The sequence below is a fragment of the Sporosarcina sp. HYO08 genome (assembly GCF_001563475.1).
GTDB lineage: Bacteria > Bacillota > Bacilli > Bacillales_A > Planococcaceae > Sporosarcina.
Window position 1 is genome coordinate 141,997 of record NZ_LPUT01000023.1, and the last position, 24,339, is coordinate 166,335.

Consider the following 24,339-nt stretch of genomic DNA (forward strand, 5'->3'; position numbering starts at 1 on the left):
TCATTTCAATCTGATTTTTTCATTTCTTTCAATTTGAACGACCGTATTATCTTGAACAACCAACGTAATGGAGCCATAGTTCATTGTAGATAACATTTTCTTTAACTTTTCGATGGTCAATTCAAGATTTTGTTCACGTTTAGCCATCGTCACAATTCATCCTTTCTAGCTAATTATAAACACAGCAAATCTCTTCAAGTTAGCACCATCAAATTGTCGCACGCGGTACTGTTTGTATCAGCAATTCATTCACCCGTTCTACAAGGACGTGTTGGATCTGTTCGTGATATCCAAGACTTTCGCATAAAATAAGTCGCTGGCCATTTAAGTTTTGCCGCTCAATTTTTTTCTCGATGCCATTCAGTAGAATTCCTGTAAATAGCAAATAGGGAATGACAAATACCTGCCTATTAGAAGCTTGTTGCAGTTTCAATAAAGCTTCTTCAAAACTAGGCTTTGCTCCGTAAAGAAAGCAGACATCAACAGCTTTAAAGGAATACTCACTCTTAAGAAGTTGCGCAATCTTAGTCAAATCATGTTTGACTGCGGGGTCGCTACTCCCCCTTCCTACAAGTAACACATACGCATCTTCAGAAACTTCTACATTTTGTTCGATGACCCGTTCATACAAACTTGTAATGATTTTCGGGTGAATCCCGAACACTTTCCCATAAGTAAATTCAATATCCGGGTACAGGGTCTTCGCAACTTCAATTTCAAAGGGGATGTCTTCTTTAGCATGCTTTGCAGCTAATAATAGGATTGGAATGACAGCAATTTTGTTAGCCCCGCGCTCCACACAGTTTGCGATTCCTTCTATTATATTTGGTGCTGTCAACTCCAAAAAACAAACTTCTTGAATCGGTACATCGATCATCGGTTTACATTTCTCGATAAACTGGATCGCTTCTTGAACACCTGCTTGCATTCGGCTTCCGTGTCCAACGAATAGAACTGCCTGCATATGACTCCCTCCTTTCTATTACCCAGATTGCCAGTTTTCGGTAAACTTCATTGATTAAAGCGGAAGTGTCTGCCTGAAGCGGAATTAAAAGTGTTTCTGTCGTCCGACTCCTTTTAGAAAATTACGGGACAATCCCACTTCTGCTGAATTCAGTTAAACAATGACTTCTCTCATCAAAATCTCTTCATTCAATCCTGATTTTTCAAACCATTGGATTTTGTCACGCAGTTTCACAACTTCTCCGACAATAATCATGCTCGGATTTTTTATTTCAGCTGTTTTCGCAATTCCAACAATTGTAGACAGCGTACCCGTAATCGTTTCTTGTGCTTCTGTCGTTCCCCAATGCACAAGTGCAACGGGTGTATTTTCCGGACGTCCATACTTTGTCAATTGTTCACAAATATAAGGCAAATTACCGACACCCATATAAATGGCTAACGTGTCTACACCTTTGGCAAGATTTTCCCATTGAATGGAGTCACTTACCCCCTCTTTCATATGGCCCGTCACAATGGCGAAGCTGGACCCCAGATCCCGATGGGTAACAGGAATTCCCGCATAAGCGGGAGCTGCAATCCCTGACGTAATCCCCGGAACCACTTCAAATGGGATTCCATGATCGGCAAGCACCTCGGCTTCTTCAGCGCCCCTTCCAAACACGAATGGATCACCGCCTTTTAACCGCGTCACCACTTTTCCTTGCTTCGCAAATTTCACTAAAAAATGATTGATCCTTTCTTGGATCATGGCATGGAACTTTGGGAGTTTCCCGCAATAAATCAATTCTGCCCCAGGCTTTGCATTCGAAAGCAACTCTTTGTTAATCAATCGATCATATAGAATGACGTCAGCTTCCTGAATACATTTCAATCCTTTGACAGTAATTAGATCTATATCTCCAGGTCCTGCTCCGACTAGATAGACTTTTCCCAACTTCATCACTTCCTCTCAACGCTTGGCGTTCAATCCCTCTCACAAAAGAACTGACTCACTTTGTAAACCGTCAATCAGTACATCTATTACTTCCGAACGGCTAAATGTCGCTGGTGGCTTTTCTCCATTTCTTAGCATCTCTCTTACTCTCGTACCCGACAAAATCACATGTTGACTCACATCATGTGGGCAAGTTTTCGCCGTTGCCATACTGTCACATTGAGTGCAGTAGAAACTATGTTCAAAAAACAGCAATGTAAGATCAAGTTCCTCTTTTGTAAAATTGCTGAATATTTTTTGCGCATCATATGTGCCATAATAATTACCTACGCCTGCATGGTCGCGTCCGACTATAAAATGTGTACAACCAAAGTTCTTTCTGACAATTGCATGGAAGACAGCTTCTCTTGGTCCTGCATAGCGCATTGCCGCTGTAAATACACCTAAAAACACATGGTTTTTTGCGTAATAGTTTTCTAGCAATACTTCATAACTTTTCATGCGGACATCGGCTGGAATATCATCTGACTTTGTTTCACCTACTAATGGATTCAGAAATAATCCATCCACAATTTCCAATGCAGACTTTTGAATATACTCATGTGCCCTATGGACCGGATTCCGCGTTTGGAAGCCGACGACTGTGTTCCATCCGAGCGCTTGAAATTGTTTTCTTGTTTCAGCAGGATCAAAATGATAACCGGAAAACTCATCCAATGGACGACGCTTAACGAGGGTGATCGGTCCACCCAAGTAGACATTTGGACGTTCGAACAACTTCTTCACACCAGGGTGTTGTCGGTCTGTTGTTTTGTAAACCAATTCAGCTTCCTTCTTTTTATTCGGCATAAATTTATCCAATACTTCCAACACTCCGTAGATGACACCGTCTTTTACCAACTTCACGATGCTACCAATGTTGATTTGCGCGGCATTCGACTCTGTCGTAGGCAGCGTAATCGGAATCGTCCACGGCTCTCCTGTCGCTAATCTCATATTATGAACGACTGCATTGTAATCTGCTTCTGTAAGAAATCCATCTAACGGACTGTATGCGCCCGTTCCAATCAAATCTAAGTCACTGATTGCAATTTCATCCAATTCAACTGTTGGGGTAAATCCATTGATTTGATAGCTGGGATTCCAGCGATTAATCAATTTTCCTCCATGCGGTTTACTTAAACTCATTACAATTCCTCCATTTTTAATCATTTTATAATTGAGTCAATTTCATCATTAGAAAAGCGGCATTGAAATCCGAACAAACTTGGTTTCCGCTCCAATCAATGCAACTAGAATTTTTTACTGACAAATGATTTAACATAATAAAATATGAACGCTTGCACTTTGATCCGAATAAACGGTTATGAAATTCCACCTACTTCAGCGCAAACTCAAATTGTATGCAAGCCGCATTCTGTTTTCGATTGATTTTCCCAGCGGCCAGACCTTGAACCTGTTGTCATATCACCTGTCGATGTACATGGGGCACAGCCAATACTCGGATATCCCCTGTCGTGAAGCGCATTATACGGCAATTGATTTTTTTTAACATATTCCCAAATATCTTTCCAAGTCCAATGGATGAGCGGACAAACTTTGACTGATTGGAAATTTTCATCTTTATTGATAAAGTTTGTCTGGCTTCGTGTCGGTGATTGTTCACGTCTAAGACCCGATAGCCAAGCTGTCGCACTACTCAACGTTTCCCTAAGCGGCACCACTTTCCTATAATGGCAACAGCGGTTCGGTTGCCTTTCCCATAATCGGTCACCATATTTTTGAGCTTGTTCTTCAACCGTCAAGGCTGGCTGCTTCATTTCAATATTCAAATATGGGTAATGTTGCTTCACTTTTTCTATAAGTTCGTATGTTTCTTGAAAATGCAACCCGGTATCTAAAAATACAACTTTGGCATCCGGATTGAATTGTGATATTAAATCGATCATCACAATTCCTTCCACTCCAAAACTACATGCATATACGAGCTCGTCGCCATATTCTTGATACGCCCATCGTAGAACAGATAGCGCGCCTTTTGACGCATCGTTTATAGAAAAACGATGGCTTTCTTCTACCCATGAGTCGTACGTCAATTTCGCCATCACAATCCTCCTTTGATCGTAATAAATAATAGGGAGTTTAAATTTTCGTCACAATAAACACTGCTTGGTAGAGTTAATATTCCGTCATTTAACCTCATAAAAAATAGGCGACTTTAACCAACCATCGATTAAAATCGCCTCTAATTTGTTTAGTCAGCGAATAAGATTCAGTTTTTAGCGTTACTCCTGTTGTTTTTTAGTTTTTCAATAAACGCTTGGTCAGCCAAAATAGATTAATATCATACTATACTTACTAATCCTATAAGCCAAGTAGGTTTTAAAGTTTAGTTTCATAATTTTTTTAATATGGCAATAGTTATCACTTAGATATAGTTATTAACTACCAAATAGTCAACAATGACATTCACAGATTCCTCGACGCTTAACCGATTCGTATCAATCTTGATTTCCGGATCATCCGGTTCTTCGTAAGGCGCGTCGATTCCTGTGAAACCTTTGATTTCACCTAATCTCGCTTTCTTATACAGCCCTTTTGGATCGCGTTCCTCACATGTTTCCAAACTTGCTTCCACGTAAATTTCTATGAATTCTCCTTTTTCCACAAGATCTCTTACTTGCTCGCGGTCTTCACGATACGGTGAGATAAAAGCAGTCAATGTTAATAAACCTGCATCGATCATTAGTTTCGATACTTCACCAATTCTTCGAATATTTTCTGTCCGATCCTCCTGGCTAAAGCCTAAATTCTTATTTAAACCAAATCGCACATTATCTCCATCAAGCCGATATGTACGAATTCCCCTTTCATATAGAGCCGCTTCTAATGCTACTGAAATGGTAGATTTTCCTGATGCAGATAGTCCAGTGAACCATAAAATCGCACTGCGATGCCCATTTAATTGCTGTCGATCTGCTCTTGATGCCCATTTAATTGCTGTCGATCTGCTCTTGTCACTTCTGATTCATGCCATACGATATTTGTAGATTTTGTCATTTTCTTATCCTCCTAAAACCACACATTATAAATAACTACAAGCGATGTCACCATCACTAAAAAATTAAGGGGTGTTCCGACTTTCACATAATCTATAAATTTGTAACCACCTGGACCGTAAACTATCAAGTTTGTTTGATAGCCAATCGGGGTAATAAAACTGGCCGAAGCTGCAATTGCAATCAAAACTGCAAATCCAATCGGATCAAGTTCAAGTGTGTTCGCCAATTCCAATCCAATCGGTAACATTAAAGCTGCCGCTGCGCTATTTGTAATGAATTCGGTAAATATACTTGTGATTAAATACATAATTACTAGTATTCCAATTGTTCCAATCGGATTTCCGACAGCAATCAAACCGGAAGAAATGACGTCTGCCAAACCCGTTTTAGTCATCGCCACGCCGATTCCGAGTGAACTTGCAATGATGAGCAGCACATCATATTGCATATTTCTTCTTATCTCTTCTGCACTGACCACTTTCATCACAAGCATTAAGACAACTGCTAATGCCATGGCTTTCAGCATCGTCAACCAACCTATTGATACGAAGATAATCATCGTGACTAAAAGTAAAATTGCACTCCAGGATTTCCAAGATTTTTGTTTCAATATTTGTGGCATATCCAAAGGTGAAACAACGTAAAAGTCATTGGACTGTTCATACTTACTCATAAAATCCACACCCGCTAATAAGAGCAGTGAATCTCCAGGCTTTAAAATAATGTCGCCAACTTTCCCTTGGATGCGTTCATTGTGACGATGGATAGCAATAACTCCTGCATCGTATCGCGATCGAAACTGCGCTTGTTTAAGTGACTTGGACAATAGTCCCGATTGGTGTGAAACAACTGCTTCAATTAAATAGGTGCTTCCGTTTTTAAGGTCATCGAGATCCAAGTCTGTTCCAGTTCTCAATTCCAAACCTTTTATATTTTGTAATTCCGCTATTGTCAATATTTTACCGGAAAATATTAAACGATCACTGGCTTGTATGATTGTTGAATCCCGGACAGGAGAAACCCTTTCTTTCTTTCGAATGATTTCCACTAAATACAAGCCATTCAACTCTCTCAATCCTGCTTTCTTGACACTTTGGTTTACGTATTGAAAAGATGATTCGACATTCATTTCTGCAATATACTCTTTCGCATCTTCTTTCACTCGCTGGCGAAACCCTTTATGATTAGGAAGCAATTTCTTCCCCACTGTGAACAAGTAAAGAAGCCCGACAATCGTAACAGGTATTCCAACAACCGTTATTGTAAACATCGAAAAGCCATCGAGGCCATAATCCAATAACATTCCATGTATAACAAGGTTCGTTGCTGTCCCCATAAGCGTAATTGTTCCGCCTAAAATGGTGGCATACGATAGAGGAATCAAAAATTTTGAAGGGGAAATCCCCCGCTTCTCACACCAATTTTTAATAATCGGTGTAAACGTCACAACGATTGGTGTGTTATTGAGAAAAGCTGAAATCATTGATATTGGTACTAGAAATCGCACCATTGCGCCTGAGTAGCTTTGACTTTTTTCCAACCATCTTTCCGTGACATGATCAATCACCCCACTTTTTTGCACAGCCCCCGCAACAATGAAAAGGAGCGCAATGGTTAACATTCCTTCGTTAGAAAATCCGCTAAGTGCTTCTTTCGCCGTTAAAATGTCTGACACCAAAAATATGACCAAGACTGAAAACATGATCATCCCTGGTCTTGCCACTTCTAAAATCAAGCAAGCGAGCATGCCTATAATCAGTGTGAGCACCAAAATCATTTCCCATGACATCACCAGCCTTCTCCTTTCTTTTATCATCATTCACTGATGATCGGAAAACAAAAAAGCATCCTTCTAAGCGACACGAAAAGATCGCTTGGAAAGATGCCTTTAGTTGACTAATCAGCATGCATATTATACCTGTTAGTCCCCAATATACATCATGAAAAACACAGTGTCAACAGCATTTCCGCAAATAATACACTATACCTATAAACTTACTCGGGATAGTGCGATTCCGACTGTCTTTTTTTGAAAGTCCTTCTCACTTCGGGGAACGGTAAAATATTTAGTTACATTTATGGTGAATTTCATTTATAAAGAGAATCAATTTCATAATTGCCGTTTATAAAAATGCGTAGAGTTACCGTTCGAAAATAAGTAGAAATAAATAGAAACCCTACCTAACGCGAAGGCAAGAACGGTGTCCCCTCCACGATTCACATGAGAGACTTTCACTCCCACATAAAAGGTTTATAGATACGTCACACAGTTATCTATTGACTTCTGAGGACCAGCGTACCGCTGCCTTGATGGGTAATCCAATACCTGTTCTTTTTACTAGGTTGTTGCCGTAGAACAGCGATTTCATGGGCACACTTTCTTCCTTACAGGTTCAGTGTGGCATTGCCACCGCTAGACAACGTGTTTAAACTCTATATAAGGCATAAATCTTGGCGTGATTTTCATGTCCTTGCGCAATATAAAAAGAACGCTCCTGATTTGGAACGTTCTCAAATAATAGATTTGGAGTACATTTTGGGGTACGTAGTCTTACGCATCGTTTTCGAGTGTGTAAAATGAAACATAAAACATCTAACAAACATTGACACAACAACGTTTCTGCAATAAAAAAACACTCGTTTTTTGCACGAGTGTTAGGATAACCATTTTGGCGGTGTATTTTTGGACCAATAAATTTCACCTAAAGCATAATGTTTAACATAATCATCTTCCGCAACATGATAATGGAAGTTGAAAAAGTAACCATCTTGTGGACGCTTTTCGGTTCTCACATGGAATCGGATGACATCTTTTCTCGTTTCTTTGTCGTACACATGGAAAATCTTTTCCGCGTAGCCGCCAGCCGGTCTTTCTGTGATTGCAAGTCTGCGTTTATGTAGGTCCGCATCCGTAAGTGTCATGCCAATCGCTTCTTCGATTTTCGGAAAAATCACTTCATCAAACTGGGTTTCAATGACTGGGCCAATTTTAGTGCCAAACTTCATATAAGACATTTCTTTCGCGGCTGACACGAGATCCTCCTGGGAGGTCGTTTCCTCCTGCACTGTTTCCGCAAAATCCAGCGTATAATCCGATTTAGCGATCGAAGGCTGATCCGCTTGTTTCGCATCATCTTTTCCATGCAAGGTTGTCCAAAATTCATGGCTCGGTGAAATGACGCCCAGCGTCAAAAATGCCACCGCGGCAATAAGCGTTTTTTGTAACCATTTTTTCATCATCATCACCTGCCATTAGCATTTTTTCACAACCGTCACATATTGGAACGAAAAAGAATAGAAATGGTTTCATAATTCTTACTTTCATTGTACAATAAAAATGTAGATAAATGTTGACCGTTTTTAAGGAGGGTTCCCAAATGGAATTAGTAGTTGGAATCGGTATGCTCGTATTAGTCCTTTACTTGAGCTCACTTAGCTTTACCCACTAATTAAAAAGATCCAACACTCATTGATAGAGTGTTGGATCTTTTCATTTCGATAATCGTCCGTAATGAAATTTCGAAGTTGGCCGGATCGTTCGTTCCAGTTTAAATAGGTCAAAAGCTGGAGAGTCGAATCGATCTTTGACGACAATGCGCCGCTTACAAACCCGCAACGCCTGTTCAACCCATTCCGCTGTCAGCCGCTGATCCATTCCGACCGTCCGAAGCGGTGTGAAGTTTGACGATTCTTCGATCGGTTGATGAAACATAGGATCTATGTACACAACGTCCCATGCAGCTTCTGGCTGCTGCCTTAAAAAATCAATGGCCTCTGACTGAATGACTTCAATCCGATCCATTGCCCCCACTAGTTCTTCGAATTTCGCTGGAAAAGTTTTGAGTCCGGTCGCAGTGATAAATGCAACATCCGGATCTCCTTCGATGCCGAGCACTTTCCCGCCTGTCCCGACTGTAAAAGATGCAAGGATGCTATCTGAAGCAAGTCCAAGTGTACAATCGAGAAATGTATCACCAGTTCGAAGCCCACATGCCTCGATCATTGGATCACTTTCTCCGTTCAGCAGTCGTTTCAAACGAAAAGCAGCCGAGTTCGGATGGAAAAAGAACGGTTCTTTCATGCCGATTCGATATAACTCATAGCGATTCTTTCCCGCAACAAGTACATCCGACTCGTATTGTTGCTGTAGCTGAGCAACAGATCGTTTATGCCGCTCGATCATTGGATAGTGAAGCTTTTCGGCGGCTGTTTGGGCAAGCAGGCGGGAATGATCATCCGGTCTCCCGCCAGTTGTCACGATCGTACTCACTTCGCACAAACTTGATGGAGCACGCCTGTTAAGTGCTCTTTAATTTGTTCCATTTCAAAGTTCTCAATTTGCTCACGTGGAATGAAGTAAGCAAGCGCTCCGTCTTTCCAAATCGCAATGGATGGCGAGCTCGGCGGTACTTCAGAGAAATAATTTCGCATTTCCGCAGTTGCCTCTTTGTCTTGTCCCGCAAAAACCGTTAACAGATGATCTGGTGTATGATCTGCCTCTTCTAAAGCAAGTTTAACAGCCGGACGAGCCAGTCCCGCTGCGCATCCGCAGACGGAGTTAATAACGATCAGTGCTGAACCTTCTAATCCATTCATCTTCTCCGTTACTTCCTCCGCTGTTACTAGCTCCGTGAATCCGTTGCCTACAAGCTCCTCACGCATTGGTTTCACAATGCTTTTCATGTATTCTTCGTACGCATTCATGATTTCGTCCCCTTTCACATTAGGTCATAAGTGATTGATGTAGTTAGTTACACAAAACCTATTCTACCTTGCTTTTCACCTTTTTTCACTGATTGCCACTTTAACTGTTAGTTTTTGTGATTTTTCCGAAGAGAAAACAGCCACCTTCTCAATTAAGTTGGCGGCTGTTTATATTCATGTCGGTCTAACAATAACTTCATTAAGGGAAGCGTAATCTGGTTGAGCAATTGCATGCAGAATTGTATCGGCGATTACTTTTGCTGGTATAGCAGTTTGATACAGTTTCTCTACATTTCGTCTTAATTTTTCATTAGAAATGGTTTGTACAAGTTCTGTATCTACCGCCCCTGGTGAAATAATGGTAGTGCGTATATTATTTCTTGCTTCTTCGATTCGAAGACCTTCCGTAATTGCCCGGACAGCAAATTTCGTTCCGGCATACACAGCCGCAGCTGGTTCAACGATATGTCCGGCAACAGAAGATATATTGATAATATGCCCTTCTTTTCGCTCACGCATATAGGGAAGAACAGCACCAATTCCGTAAAGTACACCTTTAATATTAACATCTATCATTTGATCCCATTCAGAAATTTTCTTTTCGCTTAAAAAAGATAGCGGCATGACACCGGCATTGTTAATCAACACGTCAATTTGTCCAAACTCCTCTATGGCGAAACGAGCCAGATCTTCCATTTGCTTTTGATCAGCAACATTCGTTACTTTATATACAGAAATGCCACCTTGTTTTTTAATGCTTGCATCGAGCGCTTTCAAGCGTTCTTCACGTCTTGCTGCCAGAACTACCATGGCTCCCTGATTGGCAAGCTCCTTGGCCGTAGCTTCACCAATCCCACTAGAAGCTCCTGTTAAAATAACAACTTTTCCTTTGACATTGAACATATACGCTCAACCTTTCTAGTCATCTATTTATAATGTCCAACTAATCCTTCACATCAAAAAGACCCAGAGAGATTTCTTCCCACGGGGCCTTCCTCGTTAATTGTTCTGGAACGTAGAATCCGAAATTAAATTTATTCCTCTACCGGTACGAAATAATGGTCTAATCGATACGCTGTCGCATCCATTGTAGCAATTAGCTCCCCGTCGCTTTCGACTTTAATCGTATACCAAGCTGTTCGATAATTTTTCTTTACTTCCTCGGCCGTGGCCCGAACGAGCGCTCCTTCTTTGCCGGCTGCCATATAATTAATTGTATTGGACAGGGCAACAGCCGTTCTACCGCAAGAGTTACAAGCCGCTGCGAATACATAGTCGGCAATCGCAAATGTAACAGCTCCATGAAGAGTTCCGTGTGCATTTAACATATGGGTTTCGGTATTTAACTCCGCAATTGCTGATCCTTCTCCAACCTCGATTAATTGAATACCTAAATGGTTTGCATACGTGTCTTTTTTCAATGCTTGGACGATCACTTCTTTATGTTGATGATGTAATTTACTTTCATCGATAACCGCTTTCATCGTCATGACCCCCTTTTTATATTTCAATAAAAAAACGATGTACGTAATTATCGTAATACTTTTTCGAATGATTCACAAGTTTTTTATTACTTAGAGATCTGTTCCTGTGTGAGACTTAATACTTCACCAATCACCTTGCCTGCTTCGGCATTAGGACTTATTCAGCCATGCTTTCACCTGCCATGCTTCCCTCTTTTATTGGCATAGAAAAAACCTACTTTACCCAAGTAGGTTTTTAAAATAATTTTTAGCCGTTAAAGGCTTCCCCTTTTTTCCAACGTATTCTTTGTACCTGAATACAAACCTGATGCGGATAAACCTAACATTGCTCCGACTAAAAGACCTTGTTTCCAATCCCCGTTGGCAACATAAACAATCCCAATCGCAATACCGAGTGCCAAAGAAATAAACGGCAGCCACTTAGCATTGATCCCCGCTCTCTTAAACATCTCAACAATACCTAAAATAAGCGGAATGATGAGTACGTCATACAGTTCAAACATGTAATCCCCCTCCCTTCTCTTCTTACTTTATGAAAGACCTGTCCATTCGGTACCGACTGCTATCATAAATAAGAAGAAAAGAAAGGAGTATTTTTATTTTAAAATTATTTCTCCTGTGAGCCCATTCGCGCCTCTGTCATTTGTTTCCAAACAGAGCCTTTTGCTTCTTCACCTTCTGCAATCCGGGCGATGGCCATACGAATTTGCAGCTTTACTTCAAACTCTGGATCGTTTTCTGCTTCCTTTAAAGCTGGTAGTGCTTGTTCTGTGCCCGTTTCATACAAAAACATCGCAGCACGCCAGCGGACAAGCTTATTTTTGTCTTGCAGTGCTTCAATAGCAGCTTGTTCAAATCCTTCAAACCCAAGGTCACTCATACAATCTCCCGCTGTACGGCGAACCGCCCAGCTTTTATCTTTGAGTGCTTTTTCAACGTATGGAATCACAGCTTCATCTTCAATCATGCCAAGATACACCGTCGCCAGTCTTCGGATCGACATTTTTTCATCATCCAAAGCACGTTCGAGAACAGGCAAATCAGATAGATCCGGATCTGGCATTTGATCGAGCAGCTGGAATCTTTTTTCCCATTGCTCCACGTCAAATTGTTCAAGTGTAACTTTTTGGCCACGCTCCCTTGTACTCGTCTGCCCTTCATTCGCCTGCTGAATAAGTTCAGTAAGTCTGTCATCTGGATAGGCGGCTTCAATTTCTTGTACGACTAATTGTCCGATTTCTTCTTTTTCACCGTAACGAATGCCGTAATCCGCCCACTTGCGCAGTAAAATATAGTTGACGGATTCACGACTATGGACTTCTTCCATTGCTTTAACAAATCGTTCGCTTAACCCAAAACGAGCTTCGGAATGGCTATCGAATACTTTCACTTGAAGCGGAATGTCTTTGTACGTTTGCACATGGACGTACACTTCCCCGTAATGATCGTCGGTTTGTTCAGCCGATGCCCGTTCATTTGTTTCTTCATCATTGAACACCGCGCGGACTTCCGCCAAAATCGTCTCCCACGGTACATTGCCGATTCGTTCGACAGCCATGAAATCCATCACGTGGTAAATTCCTTTGATCCCGTGAATATTCAATAAATCCGCAATCGGATGCGGCGCTGTTTCAGCATCTTCTTTTTTATAGTTTTTTCCAACCCCTTGCGGAAGCTCAGTATCCAACAGTATTTTCATCGAGTTTGGACTTGGTGTCGGTTCAATTGCGAGTATCTTCAAAGATGGTTCCTCCTTAATTTTCTGCTAGTTCTTGCAAATAAGACCAGCGTTCGATTAATGTCTCATACGTTGCATTTAACGTATCAAGCTTTTCCGTTAGTTCTCTTACTTGGTCGTAATCGGAGCCGGCTGCCGCCATTTGGGCCTCTGTTTCTTCGATATCTGCTTCAACTTTTTCAATATCCGCTTCGATCGTTTCCCATTCCCTTTTTTCATTGTAAGACATTCTTTTCTTTTGCGGTTTCGGGGCGACCTGAACTTTTTCTTCTACAGGTGCTTTTTCTTCAACGACATCTTTGACGGTTTCCAAATAATCAGTGTAAATGCCATACCACGTCTCGATTTTCCCGCCGCCATCCAACACCCATAGTTTTGAAGACGTTCGATCCAGGAAAAAGCGATCGTGCGAAATGGTGACAACAACTCCCGGAAACGTATCAATGAATGACTCTAATACGGATAAGGTTTCTAAATCCAAATCGTTTGTCGGTTCGTCCAACAACAAGACATTTGGCTGTTCCATTAAGAGCTTTAATAAATATAATCGCTTTCGTTCGCCGCCAGATAATTTGCCAATTGGCGTTCCGTGGACAGATGCCGGAAACAAGAAACGTTCCAACATTTGCGAAGCAGAAATACGCACGCCGTCCGCATCCTCAATATCGTTGGATGTTTCCCGTATATACTCAATCATTCGCTTATTGCTTTCCATCTCAGGAATGTGCTGATGAAAATGGGCGATTTTCACGGTGGATCCTTTGTCGATTTCGCCGTGATCGGGCTCGATTTCGCCAGCAAATAATTTAAGTAATGTCGTTTTTCCTGCCCCGTTCGGTCCAACGATGGCGATTCGGTCTCCTGACTGTAATAGGCACGAAAAATCCTCGATGATTTTTTGATCGCCATATGACTTTCCAACCGCATTGGCTTCGATGACTTTGCGGCCTAATCGGGATGTTTTTAAAGCAACATCCATTTCCCCGCGGTTGTCCTCTTTTTGAACTTTTTCGGCTAATTCTTCAAATCGACCAATGCGGGCTTTTTGCTTCGTCGTTCTCGCCTTTGCCCCGCGCTTGATCCATTTTAATTCGGAGCGGTAGCGGTTGCGAAGCTTCGCGTCCGTCGATGCTGTCATTTCTTCGCGCAATGCTTTTGCTTCTAAATAGTCGCCGTAGTTTCCTGTATGTGAATAGAGCGTTTGATCTGCGATTTCATAAATATGTGTAGATACCGCATCGAGGAAATACCGATCATGCGTAACAAAAATAATGGCGCCTTGTTCGTTTTTCAAATAGTCCTGCAGCCATGTAATAGAAGCGACGTCTAAATGGTTCGTCGGTTCATCGAGCAATAGCAAATCGGTCGGCTCAATAAGCACTTTCGCAAGGGCAACCCTTTTTTGCTGTCCTCCCGAAAGTTCTCCCATCTTTTTATCAAATGTATCGATGCCTAATTTCGTTAAAATGGTTCTCGCTTTCGTGTTCAGATCCCATGCGGAATTGGCATCCATTTCATTTTGGAGCCTCGCAAATTGTTGTTGGCTCTCGGCACACTCGGGATTTTTAGTTAACGCCTGAAGTACATGTTCATAATCTAAATTTAGTTGTATGATTGGCGCGTCGCTCATAAATACGGTTTCCATAACAGTTCTTGCCGGATCAACGTCAGGCTCTTGCGGTAAATAGGCGATTCGATATTGATTCGGATGCTCTTTTGAAATGGTATCCGCATCTTCTATCCCGGCAATGATCGATAATAATGTCGATTTCCCTGTTCCATTAATGCCGATTAATCCCACTTTTTCTCCGCTGACAATCGTAAATTCGATATTTTTAAATAATGTTTTTTCCCCAATTGTTTTTGTTAAATTTTCCACGATTAATTGACTCATACAAACACATCCATTCTAAAACGCTTACTATATATCATACTTCGAATTGGCTGAAGAATGAAGCAATCCAATCCGAAGCTAGAAAAATGTTTAAAAAAACGTTTTCATTACGTTCACACAATGTTAATATGAAACTAATGTTATTTTTATAATTAATTGAAAAGGAGTAATATTCATGATTCTAGGGTTAACGATTATTTTGATCCTTGTGCTGTTCATGCCGTTTACTGTCGGTTTTGTTGAACGCAACTTGGAAGTATTTTTATTCGTGATGGGGATCGCCGCTGTTCTTGTCAGTAATAAACTCGATGCTGCGCTCTTTTTCAAAGCGCTGGAAGATCCTATACATATTACGTTAGCGGTTATTATTGCAGGTTTAATTTTCCGTTGGCTGCAAGTGCCATTGGAAAGAGCGATTTTAGGGATGAGTAAAGCAATCCCATTCCGTCTATTTATCGCGCTTGTTGTTATCGTTCTCGGAATTGTTTCCAGTGTTATTACAGCGATCATCGCCGCGATTGTGCTCGTTACAATTGTAAGCGTCCTGCGCCTCGATCGAAAATCTGAGGTTTTGCTCGTTATCATCGCCTGTTTTTCCATCGGCCTTGGTGCCGTACTCACGCCAATCGGTGAGCCATTGTCGACAATTGCAACGAGTAAACTAAATGCAGACTTCTTTTATTTGCTTAGATTAATCGGGCCAGAAGTGTTCCCGGGAGTCATCGCATTCGGGATCCTTGCTGCGATTATGGTCAAGCCTGCAAATAGTTCAAATACGTTGCAAGCGAAAAACACAACCGAATCATACGGAGAAATCTTCATACGCGGTTTTAAAATTTACCTATTCGTTATGGCATTAACATTTCTTGGTGCAGGTTTCGAACCATTCATCGAAAGATATTTACTAGGCCTTACACCAGAGGTTCTTTACTGGATTAACATGCTCTCAGCAATACTTGACAATGCGACATTAGCCGCGGCTGAAATTAGCCCGACAATGGACGAGCCGACAATTCGAGCTATTTTAATGGGTCTTCTCGTCAGTGGTGGGATGTTGATCCCTGGGAATATCCCAAATATTATTGCTGCTGGCAAACTGAATATTACGAGTGGAGAATATGCACGTTTCGCCGTTCCAATTGGCTTAGTTGCTATGATCATCTACTTTATTATTATTGTCGTATTCTATTGATGAACGAAAAGCACAATCCGTCGTTGGATTGTGCTTTTAACTTATCCGAATAAAGTGAGGTGTGTCAGATGGATATTCAAAAGTATCTCAAACGTATGAAAGCAACCGATGCTTCTGAACAATCTTTAGTGCAGTTGGCAGAACTGCAAATGAATCATGTGCGACAGATCCCTTTTGAAAATCTTGATGTTATTCGAAAAGTGCCGATTTACTTGAACTTAACGACGATCTTCAAAAAGCTCGTTGAAAAACATCGAGGCGGCTATTGTTATGAGTTAAATGGCCTTTTCCATTGGTTGCTGAACGAACTAGGGTTTCAGGCCCATCTCATCGCCGGTACCGTATTACGCCCGAATGGAAAATGGGCAAAAGCCGATACACATGCAGCTATTCTTGTTCACCTCCAAGATCAATTGTTTCTTGTCGATGTTGGATTTGGCGCCGCAACGCCCCATGAACCGATTCCATTGAATGGGACGACGCAAGAAAATTCAAATGGAATCTACATAATTAAAAAAAATGATGATTTTACTTTTGATTTAATGAGAAAACGAGACGGTGACTTCCATACATTATATCGGTTCCGTACGAATCCTAAAAACCTTCTCGACTTCCACGAAGGCTGTGTGTTCAATCAAGTTTCTCCAGCGTCTACATTTACCCATGCAGATATTGTCACACGAGCAACAGAAACCGGTAAAATTACATTGAATGATCAGAAGTTAACGATTATAGATCACGGTATTCTAATAGAAAACAACATTACAACGGAACAAGAAAAACATCGTATCTTAAAGGAGTATTTTCATATTCAACTATAATTAAAAGGACTGCCCCCACTGGGAACAGTCCTTTTATTCATTATTTTCTCTTCGTCAAACGGCCTAATAGGAATGCGCCTGTTGCTAAACCGATCATTGTATTCGTTTTCTTATTGAAAACTTGTTTCGCGATCAAATTCACGTTTTGCGGACGCTCTGCAAGACGGCGCATGAAATAGCCGTACCAGTCTTGTCCAAATGGCACATACGTACAGAAGTTGTAGCCCTCTCTAGCTAATTGCAGTTGCATGTCTTTACGGAAACCGTATAACATTTGGAATTCAAATTTGTCATTCGGAATATTATTTTCTTTCACGAATTGTTTCACATGATTGATCACATTGTGGTCATGCGTTGCAATCGATGTAAATTTACCGTTCAGCAAATGCCATTCGATGAGTTGAATATAGTTTTGGTCGATTTGGCTTTTCTCTTGGTACGCAAGATCAGCCGGCTCTTTGTATGCGCCTTTTACAATTCGAAGGCGGTAGTCCTTATATTTATGTAGATCTTCTTCCGCACGGAAAAAATATGCTTGGATAACCGTTCCGATGTTGTCATACTTTTTTGCCAGTTCGTCTAAAATGTCGAATGACGGCTGCAGATGTCCTGAATCTTCCATGTCAAAGTTGACAAAAATACCATATTCATGTGCTTTTGCAACAATTTCACGCAAGTTTTCTAGGCAAAAATCATATTCGATATCGAGGCCCAACTGCGTTGGCTTTAAAGAAATGTGTGCATCCGCTTGATGCTCATGAATCGCTTCAATGACTTCGAGAATTTGTTCTTTTGCCGTCGTTGCTTCACTGCGTTCGAAAACAAATTCACCTAAATTATCAACAGTACAAGAGATCCCTTGTGCATTCAATTCTTTAATGCTTTGAATTGTTTCTGCCACGTTTGTACCAGCAACGACATGTTGTGCACCGAGCTTCAATCCATACTTTTTAGCAGTGCTATTTAATAATTGATTTTGCGATAACCCCATAAAAAATTCTTTTAACATGTTCTTATCCCCTTAATGGCAATATATTTCATATTTCACTTTATTATAGCATAAGCATGTTTAGCAACAATACCTAAAAAGCGTCAAAAAGCCACTTTCCATGTCGATCATCTTTACGAGAATCGTTTTTCTAAATGACTTTGCCACGCTTCCGCAATGAGACAAATCCCCCAGTAGATGAGACCAACAAGTATATACACCGTCATATAATCGAATTCTCTCCCACCGACAACTTTTGCCCGGTGAAACAAATCCGGTACAGTAATCATAGCGGCAAGAGAAGATGCTTTAATTAAATCTAACAGCACGTTCGATAATGGCGGAATGGCGATACGAGTCGCTTGCGGCAAGATGACAAACAACATCGTTTGCCAATAAGATAAGCCAAGTGCAGTCGATGCTTCCCATTGTCCTTTGTCAACGGCTTCTAATGCGGAACGGTTAATTTCCGCCATATAAGCAGAAGAATGAAGGCTAAATCCGATTAAAGCAGCCGTCACCGCAGTAAACTGAATACCAATATTCGGCAACCCAAAATATAAAAGGAATAAAAAGACAAGCATCGGCGTCCCGCGCATATAAGAGATGAAAATCCTTGCCGGCCACTTGAGGAAGAACCATTTTGAGCTTCGGCAAAGTGCCAGCAAAAAGCCAAGCACTAGACCGATGCCCATACCACCAAATGAGATCAAAACCGTATAACCGATTCCCTGCAATATATAAGGAAATGATTCAATGGCAAGCGACAGATCGAAAATGTGATGCCACTCTATTTCACTCAAGCTTTGATCCGCCTTTCAGTTATTCAAAATCGTGATCTTGTTCAACGGAGACATCTTCCCCGCCGAAGAATTTCTTGGATAATTCGGAGATCGTTCCGTCTTCATGCATCTCAGCAAGCACTTTGTTCACTTGCTGTAATAATTCTTCGTTATCTTTTTTCAGAATGATGGCTTGTACATTTGGATGATACTTAATCGTTGGGTGGATCATGATTTCAAATTCAGGGAACGCTTCTAACGCCAATTTTTGTAAGTAATAATCATTTAAAATAACATCTGTACGTCCCAAATCGACATCACGCAAGTAGACATCATTTGTGACATTATCATAAATCACTTCTTCGACGCCATACTGGCGACCAACTTCCATGTAAACGGACGTTGCCGCACCCGCAGCACGCTTACCTTTTAAATCTTCCAATGATTCGATGCCTGAATGGTCTGATTTACGGACGATTGCAGTACCGAAGGAATATTTATACGGGTCGGAAAATGCGAATTTCTCCTCGCGTTCTGGCGTAATTTCAATATCGTTCACAGCCATGTCCACTTGTCCGCTGTTCAGCGAAGTCAACATACCATCTAGACCCATCTCGATAAATTGAATGTCAAGATCCAGTCTTTTTCCAATCTCCTTCACAATTTCAACTTCGTATCCTGTTAGCTCATCGGTTTCACTTGCGTGGAATGAAGCGGGATATAAAGTACCAGAAGTTGCGACGGTGATTTCACCTTTCTCAACAATTTCGTCCCATTTCGAAGACGTTGCAGTTTTTTCTTTCTCTGTGTTCTCTTCTTTAGAAGCTGAACTTCCGCAAGCCGCAAGGACAAGCATTAAAATGCCGACAAAAACAACTAATAGTTGTTTTCTGAACTGAATGGTGTTCATGTAATTTCTTCTCCTTTTATGTAAATTTGGATAATAATTTGTCCTTCTAAATTATAATGGATTTCACAGCTATATGTAAGCGCTTTGAATTTGACAGATTATTAGCAATTGCATTTCGCACTTTTCTAATAGAAAAGCCAGCTACTCGTTCATTGAAATTCTAATGATGGCTGACTTTTCATTTTATTCACGTTATGATGAATATCGGGAGTACATTTGACGAGGGGGAGTTTTTTTGTCTATTCAATTTACAGCACATGAGGAATTTTTCACATTTCATGATCCGATGCAGAATGGGAAGTTGATCGAGCGGCAAACAGAAATCAGATTCGATCCACTCACTGGGGAATCATCGCGGATTATATATGATCCGGGCGCACCTTTTACACCGACGGATTATACAGATCTTGCGAAAGAAACAGAAGGCGCAAAGTGTCCATTTTGTTCTGAAAATATTTTTTCACGCACACCTACTTTTCCGGATGAACTCATCGAAGGCGGCCGCCTCGTTTTAAATGAAACCGTCGTGTTTCCAAACCTTTTTCCATATAGTAAACATAATGCGGTTGTTCGGATGTGTGATCAGCATTTTGTCAAGCCAAGTGAATTCACCGCCCCTATGATCGCACAATCATTTATGGCGGCACATCAGTACTTGCAAAAAGTGGTGGAAAGTGATGCAGAGACCAAATATGCTTCGATCAATTGGAACTACTTACCTCCTTCAGGCGGCAGTATCTTACATCCGCATATTCATGTGTTGGCGTCCGAACGTCCAACAAATTATCAAGCGACTATTGCGAGGGCGAGTGAATATTTTTATAAAGAACAGAGCGTAAACTTTTTTAGCCAACTTGTAAAAACCGAGGCTGAATTAGATCAGCGTTTTATCGGTTCAATCGGATCAATCGATTGGCTACATGCCTTTGCACCGAAGGGCCATACAGATTTTATCGGCGTTTTCAAAGCAGCTTCATTTGGAGAACTAACAGCCGGTCATTGGGATGAATTGGCGGAAAGCATGCTTCGATTTCTACAATATTTCGAAATGATTGGCATTGGCAGTTTTAATTTGGGGTTATTTATTCCAGTTGATGCGAATGAATCGGAGCGTGTTCATGTCCGACTTGTTCCTCGGTTTACAAGTGGCGTGCTTGATACGAGTGATATAAATGTCTTTAACTTTTTGCATAATGAGCCGTTATGTTTACGGATACCAGAACATACGGCAAAAGATGTAGCGAAGTTTTTTAGAAAATAAAATACAAATGAAGAACATTTGAAAAAGTACATAAAACAGCCTCGAATGTAAAAATCATTCGGGGCTGTTTTCATTAGACTTCTATATTATATTCTTTCATTTTTCGGTAAAGTGTATTGCGGCTAATTTGGAGTCCGGCCGCTGCGACACTGATGTTTCCCTCAGCAATTTTTAAATATTTTTCAATCACCATTTTTTCAGCATTTCTTAATGGATTTTCTTCTGCTTCGTTTTCAAACTTCGGATGACGCATTTCAATTTGAAGATCCTCAGAACGTATCACTTGTCCATCAGACAGAAAAGCAGCTTCTATTAAAATGCTTTTTAACTCGCGGATATTGCCCGGCCATCTATAGTGTAGGATTTTCTGTTTTGCTTTTTCTGAAATGATTAAACTTGAATAACCGATTTCCTCTAATATACTGGTGGCAATTTGAATAAGATCACGACGCTGTCTAAGTGTCGGAAGTGTCAGTTGAATGCCTCGTAAGCGGTAATACAAATCCGCACGAAAGCGGTTATGTTCAATTTCTTCTAGTAAATTTTTATTCGTCGCGGCAATAATTCGAACATCGACCTTTTTACTCGTGACGCCGCCGACCGGTGTAATTTCCTTTTCTTGCAATGCTCTCAGTAGCGTGACTTGTGCGCGCGGCGTCATATCGCCAATTTCATCGAGAAAAAGCGTTCCATATTGCGCAGCTTCAAACTTCCCTTTCTTTCCTTCCTGATTGGCGCCAGTAAACGATCCGCCAATATAACCAAACAACTCACTTTCAATGAGGTTTTCGGCAATCGCACCGCAGTTCACAGCGATAAAAGGAGCGTGTCCCCTTAAACTAGAAGAATGGATAGATTGCGCAAACAATTCTTTCCCCGTCCCGGTCTCCCCTATCAACAAGATTGGAATGTCTGTAACTGCAGCCCGCTTCGCCATTTTTTTGGTGCGGATAAGAGAAGCACAACTTCCTTTAATATCCGCGAACGTATAAAGATGATGACGCGTCCGAGAATATGGAATCATCTGCCGATCTACAATGCCTTTTTTCAACCGTCCATTCACCTCTTCATCATATTCTTTAACTGATTATGAGCCTCGGCAGTTTGATTCATCTGCCGGAAGTAATAACCGAGTGCGGCTGGCTGTTTAGACTTCTGATGAATTTGGTTATCTTTATGCATTGTCCTTAAATTGTACACTCAATTGTCATAAATTGGAACACTCGAGAAATTAAATCGTTCTGAAACGTACATTTAACAATCTTTTAGAACTTGGCACGCGTTTTGCATATTACAAAGGCGAAGGACAAACTACTATTTAGGGGGTTTTGTTTATGTCTAAAAATAGTGTTGCCGTTGACAAGCTCGTAGAAAAACAGGTGGCCGCTTACAAAAGCACAGGTAATCGTGCCGTCGTGTATAAAGAGCCAGGAAAGGTAGCTGTCGAAGATATTGGTTTCCCTGAATTAGTGTTAAAAGATGGACCTGGTGTCAATAAGTTGAACGTTGGACGAAAATGTAATCATGGTGTCATTCTGAAAGTGATCGCCACGAATATTTGCGGAAGTGACCAGCACATGGTGCGCGGACGGACAACTGCCCCGAGCGGACTTCCATTAGGTCACGAAATAACCGGAGAAGTCATTGAAGTCGGAAGCGACGTTGAATTTATGAAAGTCGGAGATATTGTTTCTGTACCGTTTAATATTGCTTGCGGCCGCTGTCGTAATTGTAAACAGCAAGATACGCATATTTGTACGAACGTGAATCCAGATCGCCCTGGTTCTGCCTATGGATACGTTGATATGGGCGGCTGGGTCGGCGGACAATCTGAGTATGTCATGGTACCTTATGCAGATTTCCAATTGTTAAGGTTCCCGGATAAAGATCAGGCGATGGAAAAGATTCTTGATTTGACGATGCTATCTGATATTTTCCCGACAGGATTCCACGGTGCTTACAGTGCAGGGGTGAAGATTGGATCGACGGTCTATATTGCAGGAGCGGGACCAGTTGGACTCGCCGCTGCTCATTCGGCACAGCTGCTTGGTGCTTCTTGCGTCATTGTAGGCGATATGATTGAAGAACGTTTAGCGCAAGCAAGAAGCTTCGGATGTGAGACAATTAACATTAGTAAACATGATGATATCGGAGAACAAATTGCAGAAATTCTTGGGACGCCAGAAGTTGATTGTGCGGTCGACTGTGTCGGATTCGAAGCACATGGCAACGGGCCGGGTCACGGTGAAGCGCCTGCTGCGGTTCTTAACTCCATTATGGATATTACACGTGCAGGCGGACGCCTCGGAATTCCAGGGTTGTATGTAACTGGAGATCCAGGTGCAGTGAATGACGATGCCAAAATGGGCACACTAAAAATCCGCATCGGTTTAGGCTGGGCAAAAGCACATCACTTCGTCACTGGACAAACACCGGTCATGAAATACCACGAATTTTTAATGAAATCCATTTTAAGCGGCAAAGCGCAAATTGCAAAAGCAGTCAATGCAACTGTCATTTCGATGGATGAAGCACCAAATGGTTATCAAGTGTTTGATAAAGGCGCAGCGAAAAAATTCGTCATCGATCCGCACGGGTTGATCAAGAACCGATAAGTAAATAAGCAAAGACAACAAATCCACGGCAAACTTTCGAATAGGAGGATCTTGCCGTGGATTTTCTTTATTCAAATCCTTGATCGTAAATGAAAATTACGCTTATTAAGGGAGGATTTTCTATGTCGGCCTTTTTTGGTGAATTAATCGGAACGATGATCTTAGTCACTTTAGGGTGCGGCGTTGTAGCAGGGGTTGTACTGAAGAAAACAAAATCCAATGATTCTGGATGGATCGTCATTACGGCGGGATTTGGTTTTGCTGTGGCCATTGCTGTTTATGCAGTTGGCGGAATTAGCGGCGCTCATATTAATCCGGCAGTGACCATTGGATTAGCGGTCATCGGCGCTTTTCCTTGGGCAAGTGTCCCGACTTATATTGTGGCGCAAGTGATTGGCGCAATGATCGGCGCTGTCATTGTGTTCCTAAACTACTTGCCTCACTGGGAAGAAACAAAAAGCCAAGAAGAAAAACTAGTTATTTTCTCAACCATTCCAGCGATTAGAAAGCCGCTTTCCAATTTCGCGAGTGAAATGATTGGCACCTTCGTGCTTGTGTTAGCGATTTTGGCGATCGGTGCCAATGAATTTACCGAAGGACTCAATCCCCTCATCATTGGGTTGCTTGTCATGTCGATCGGGCTTTCATTGGGCGGAACAACCGGTTTCGCCATTAACCCGGCACGTGACCTCGGTCCGAGAATCGCACACTTTTTCTTGCCGATCCCTGGGAAAGGTTCATCCGACTGGAAATATGCCTGGGTACCAGTTTTTGGCCCGCTGCTTGGAGGTACGTTTGGTGCATTATTTTATCAACAAGTGTTCACTGGCGAAAATTCAGTTGCTTTTTGGATAGTTGGTACCGTTTGTCTCATTGCCATTATCGCCGCTCATGTGACGAACAAAGCCGCAAAAAGGCAGCCAAGATTAGCAGCATCCCAGCCAATTAAGGAGCATTTATAAAAAATCAGCCATTTCGGCTGATTTTT

23 protein-coding genes and 1 pseudogene are annotated in these 24,339 nt (G+C 41.5%); 5 read left to right on the forward strand and 19 right to left on the reverse strand.

Annotation, left to right across the window (positions count from 1 at the left end; genetic code table 11):
• From AU377_RS15290 to AU377_RS07785, 15 genes and pseudogenes are all read right to left on the reverse strand, one after another.
• A complete protein-coding gene (locus tag AU377_RS15290) occupies nt 1-147 on the reverse strand; it encodes a YezD family protein (protein WP_082731964.1) in 147 nt (48 codons plus the stop codon).
• 61 nt (nt 148-208) lie between these two features.
• Entirely contained in the window at nt 209-964 is a 756-nt protein-coding gene (locus AU377_RS07720; protein WP_067406518.1) for a sirohydrochlorin chelatase, read from the reverse strand.
• A 153-nt stretch (nt 965-1,117) separates the two neighbouring features.
• The gene (gene cobA / locus AU377_RS07725; RefSeq protein ID WP_067406521.1) at nt 1,118-1,900 is read right to left on the reverse strand and encodes a uroporphyrinogen-III C-methyltransferase; all 783 of its coding nucleotides are present in this window, start codon (nt 1,898-1,900) and stop codon (nt 1,118-1,120) included.
• Nucleotides 1,901-1,939: 39 nt separating this feature from the next.
• A complete protein-coding gene (gene sat / locus AU377_RS07730; RefSeq protein WP_067406524.1) occupies nt 1,940-3,088 on the reverse strand; it encodes a sulfate adenylyltransferase in 1,149 nt (382 codons plus the stop codon).
• Nucleotides 3,089-3,294: 206 nt separating this feature from the next.
• Entirely contained in the window at nt 3,295-4,005 is a 711-nt protein-coding gene (locus AU377_RS07735; RefSeq protein ID WP_067406527.1) for a phosphoadenylyl-sulfate reductase, read from the reverse strand.
• A 323-nt stretch (nt 4,006-4,328) separates the two neighbouring features.
• Nucleotides 4,329-4,960: pseudogene (gene cysC / locus AU377_RS07740) on the reverse strand (adenylyl-sulfate kinase).
• A gap of 12 nt (nt 4,961-4,972) precedes the next feature.
• Nucleotides 4,973-6,751 (reverse strand): SLC13 family permease, encoded by a 1,779-nt coding sequence (locus AU377_RS07745; protein ID WP_067406533.1) that lies wholly within the window; start codon nt 6,749-6,751, stop codon nt 4,973-4,975.
• Nucleotides 6,752-7,617: 866 nt separating this feature from the next.
• On the reverse strand, nt 7,618-8,199 hold the full coding sequence (locus tag AU377_RS07750) for a YpjP family protein (protein ID WP_067406536.1): 582 nt from the start codon (nt 8,197-8,199) through the stop codon (nt 7,618-7,620).
• A gap of 253 nt (nt 8,200-8,452) precedes the next feature.
• Nucleotides 8,453-9,232, reverse strand: a complete 780-nt coding sequence (locus tag AU377_RS07755; protein ID WP_368664424.1) for a class I SAM-dependent methyltransferase — start codon at nt 9,230-9,232, stop codon at nt 8,453-8,455.
• Nucleotides 9,229-9,666: a BrxA/BrxB family bacilliredoxin gene (locus AU377_RS07760; RefSeq protein WP_067406542.1), complete on the reverse strand. Its 438-nt coding sequence runs from the start codon at nt 9,664-9,666 to the stop codon at nt 9,229-9,231. Before AU377_RS07760 ends, AU377_RS07755 begins: the two co-directional genes overlap by 4 nt.
• Nucleotides 9,667-9,840: 174 nt before the next feature.
• Entirely contained in the window at nt 9,841-10,569 is a 729-nt protein-coding gene (locus AU377_RS07765) for an SDR family oxidoreductase (protein ID WP_067406545.1), read from the reverse strand.
• A gap of 131 nt (nt 10,570-10,700) precedes the next feature.
• Nucleotides 10,701-11,150: a PaaI family thioesterase gene (locus AU377_RS07770; RefSeq protein WP_368664425.1), complete on the reverse strand. Its 450-nt coding sequence runs from the start codon at nt 11,148-11,150 to the stop codon at nt 10,701-10,703.
• 254 nt (nt 11,151-11,404) lie between these two features.
• Nucleotides 11,405-11,653, reverse strand: a complete 249-nt coding sequence (locus AU377_RS07775; RefSeq protein WP_067406549.1) for a hypothetical protein — start codon at nt 11,651-11,653, stop codon at nt 11,405-11,407.
• A gap of 104 nt (nt 11,654-11,757) precedes the next feature.
• Complete coding sequence (locus AU377_RS07780) at nt 11,758-12,891, reverse strand: virulence factor (protein WP_067406551.1); 1,134 nt, start codon at nt 12,889-12,891, stop codon at nt 11,758-11,760.
• 13 nt (nt 12,892-12,904) lie between these two features.
• The gene (locus tag AU377_RS07785) at nt 12,905-14,782 is read right to left on the reverse strand and encodes an ABC-F family ATP-binding cassette domain-containing protein (protein ID WP_067406553.1); all 1,878 of its coding nucleotides are present in this window, start codon (nt 14,780-14,782) and stop codon (nt 12,905-12,907) included.
• A gap of 175 nt (nt 14,783-14,957) precedes the next feature.
• Between AU377_RS07785 and AU377_RS07790 the strand changes: the two genes are divergently transcribed.
• Nucleotides 14,958-15,974 (forward strand): DUF1646 family protein, encoded by a 1,017-nt coding sequence (locus AU377_RS07790; RefSeq protein ID WP_067406555.1) that lies wholly within the window; start codon nt 14,958-14,960, stop codon nt 15,972-15,974.
• Between the two features lie 68 nt (nt 15,975-16,042).
• Entirely contained in the window at nt 16,043-16,795 is a 753-nt protein-coding gene (locus AU377_RS07795) for an arylamine N-acetyltransferase (protein WP_067406557.1), read from the forward strand.
• Nucleotides 16,796-16,835: 40 nt separating this feature from the next.
• Here AU377_RS07795 and AU377_RS07800 read toward each other — a convergent pair whose 3' ends face one another.
• The 3 genes from AU377_RS07800 to AU377_RS07810 all read right to left on the reverse strand — a co-directional run bounded on the left by AU377_RS07800 (nt 16,836) and on the right by AU377_RS07810 (nt 19,475).
• Nucleotides 16,836-17,804 carry a proline dehydrogenase family protein gene (locus AU377_RS07800; RefSeq protein WP_067406559.1) on the reverse strand — a complete coding sequence of 323 codons (969 nt, stop codon included), beginning with the start codon at nt 17,802-17,804 and terminating at the stop codon, nt 16,836-16,838.
• Nucleotides 17,805-17,917: 113 nt separating this feature from the next.
• Complete coding sequence (locus AU377_RS07805) at nt 17,918-18,586, reverse strand: amino acid ABC transporter permease (protein ID WP_067406561.1); 669 nt, start codon at nt 18,584-18,586, stop codon at nt 17,918-17,920.
• Nucleotides 18,587-18,605: 19 nt separating this feature from the next.
• Nucleotides 18,606-19,475 (reverse strand): transporter substrate-binding domain-containing protein, encoded by an 870-nt coding sequence (locus AU377_RS07810; RefSeq protein ID WP_067406562.1) that lies wholly within the window; start codon nt 19,473-19,475, stop codon nt 18,606-18,608.
• 235 nt (nt 19,476-19,710) lie between these two features.
• Between AU377_RS07810 and AU377_RS07815 the strand changes: the two genes are divergently transcribed.
• Nucleotides 19,711-20,736 (forward strand): hypothetical protein, encoded by a 1,026-nt coding sequence (locus AU377_RS07815; RefSeq protein WP_253724421.1) that lies wholly within the window; start codon nt 19,711-19,713, stop codon nt 20,734-20,736.
• Nucleotides 20,737-20,809: 73 nt separating this feature from the next.
• On the opposite strand, the gene AU377_RS07820 is transcribed toward AU377_RS07815, so the two are convergent.
• On the reverse strand, nt 20,810-21,787 hold the full coding sequence (locus tag AU377_RS07820; protein ID WP_067406567.1) for a sigma-54-dependent Fis family transcriptional regulator: 978 nt from the start codon (nt 21,785-21,787) through the stop codon (nt 20,810-20,812).
• A 283-nt stretch (nt 21,788-22,070) separates the two neighbouring features.
• Between AU377_RS07820 and fdhA the strand changes: the two genes are divergently transcribed.
• Complete coding sequence (gene fdhA / locus AU377_RS07825; RefSeq protein ID WP_082731965.1) at nt 22,071-23,351, forward strand: formaldehyde dehydrogenase, glutathione-independent; 1,281 nt, start codon at nt 22,071-22,073, stop codon at nt 23,349-23,351.
• A gap of 122 nt (nt 23,352-23,473) precedes the next feature.
• Nucleotides 23,474-24,313, forward strand: coding sequence for an MIP/aquaporin family protein (locus AU377_RS07830; protein WP_067406569.1), 840 nt, complete (start codon nt 23,474-23,476; stop codon nt 24,311-24,313).
• Nucleotides 24,314-24,339 lie beyond the last annotated feature (26 nt).

Bases quoted from the DNA above. Each gene is read 5' to 3' on its own strand.
- AU377_RS15290 (WP_082731964.1), bottom strand. From the start codon at position 147: ATGGCTAAACGTGAACAAAATCTTGAATTGACCATCGAAAAGTTAAAG.
- AU377_RS07720 (WP_067406518.1), bottom strand. From the start codon at position 964: ATGCAGGCAGTTCTATTCGTTGGACACGGAAGCCGAATGCAAGCAGGT.
- sat (WP_067406524.1), bottom strand. From the start codon at position 3,088: ATGAGTTTAAGTAAACCGCATGGAGGAAAATTGATTAATCGCTGGAAT.
- AU377_RS07735 (WP_067406527.1), bottom strand. From the start codon at position 4,005: ATGGCGAAATTGACGTACGACTCATGGGTAGAAGAAAGCCATCGTTTT.
- AU377_RS07745 (WP_067406533.1), bottom strand. From the start codon at position 6,751: ATGTCATGGGAAATGATTTTGGTGCTCACACTGATTATAGGCATGCTC.
- AU377_RS07750 (WP_067406536.1), bottom strand. From the start codon at position 8,199: ATGAAAAAATGGTTACAAAAAACGCTTATTGCCGCGGTGGCATTTTTG.
- AU377_RS07760 (WP_067406542.1), bottom strand. From the start codon at position 9,666: ATGAATGCGTACGAAGAATACATGAAAAGCATTGTGAAACCAATGCGT.
- AU377_RS07765 (WP_067406545.1), bottom strand. From the start codon at position 10,569: ATGTTCAATGTCAAAGGAAAAGTTGTTATTTTAACAGGAGCTTCTAGT.
- AU377_RS07770 (WP_368664425.1), bottom strand. From the start codon at position 11,150: ATGAAAGCGGTTATCGATGAAAGTAAATTACATCATCAACATAAAGAA.
- AU377_RS07775 (WP_067406549.1), bottom strand. From the start codon at position 11,653: ATGTTTGAACTGTATGACGTACTCATCATTCCGCTTATTTTAGGTATT.
- AU377_RS07785 (WP_067406553.1), bottom strand. From the start codon at position 14,782: ATGAGTCAATTAATCGTGGAAAATTTAACAAAAACAATTGGGGAAAAA.
- AU377_RS07790 (WP_067406555.1), top strand. From the start codon at position 14,958: ATGATTCTAGGGTTAACGATTATTTTGATCCTTGTGCTGTTCATGCCG.
- AU377_RS07795 (WP_067406557.1), top strand. From the start codon at position 16,043: ATGGATATTCAAAAGTATCTCAAACGTATGAAAGCAACCGATGCTTCT.
- AU377_RS07800 (WP_067406559.1), bottom strand. From the start codon at position 17,804: ATGTTAAAAGAATTTTTTATGGGGTTATCGCAAAATCAATTATTAAAT.
- AU377_RS07810 (WP_067406562.1), bottom strand. From the start codon at position 19,475: ATGAACACCATTCAGTTCAGAAAACAACTATTAGTTGTTTTTGTCGGC.
- fdhA (WP_082731965.1), top strand. From the start codon at position 22,071: ATGTCTAAAAATAGTGTTGCCGTTGACAAGCTCGTAGAAAAACAGGTG.
- AU377_RS07830 (WP_067406569.1), top strand. From the start codon at position 23,474: ATGTCGGCCTTTTTTGGTGAATTAATCGGAACGATGATCTTAGTCACT.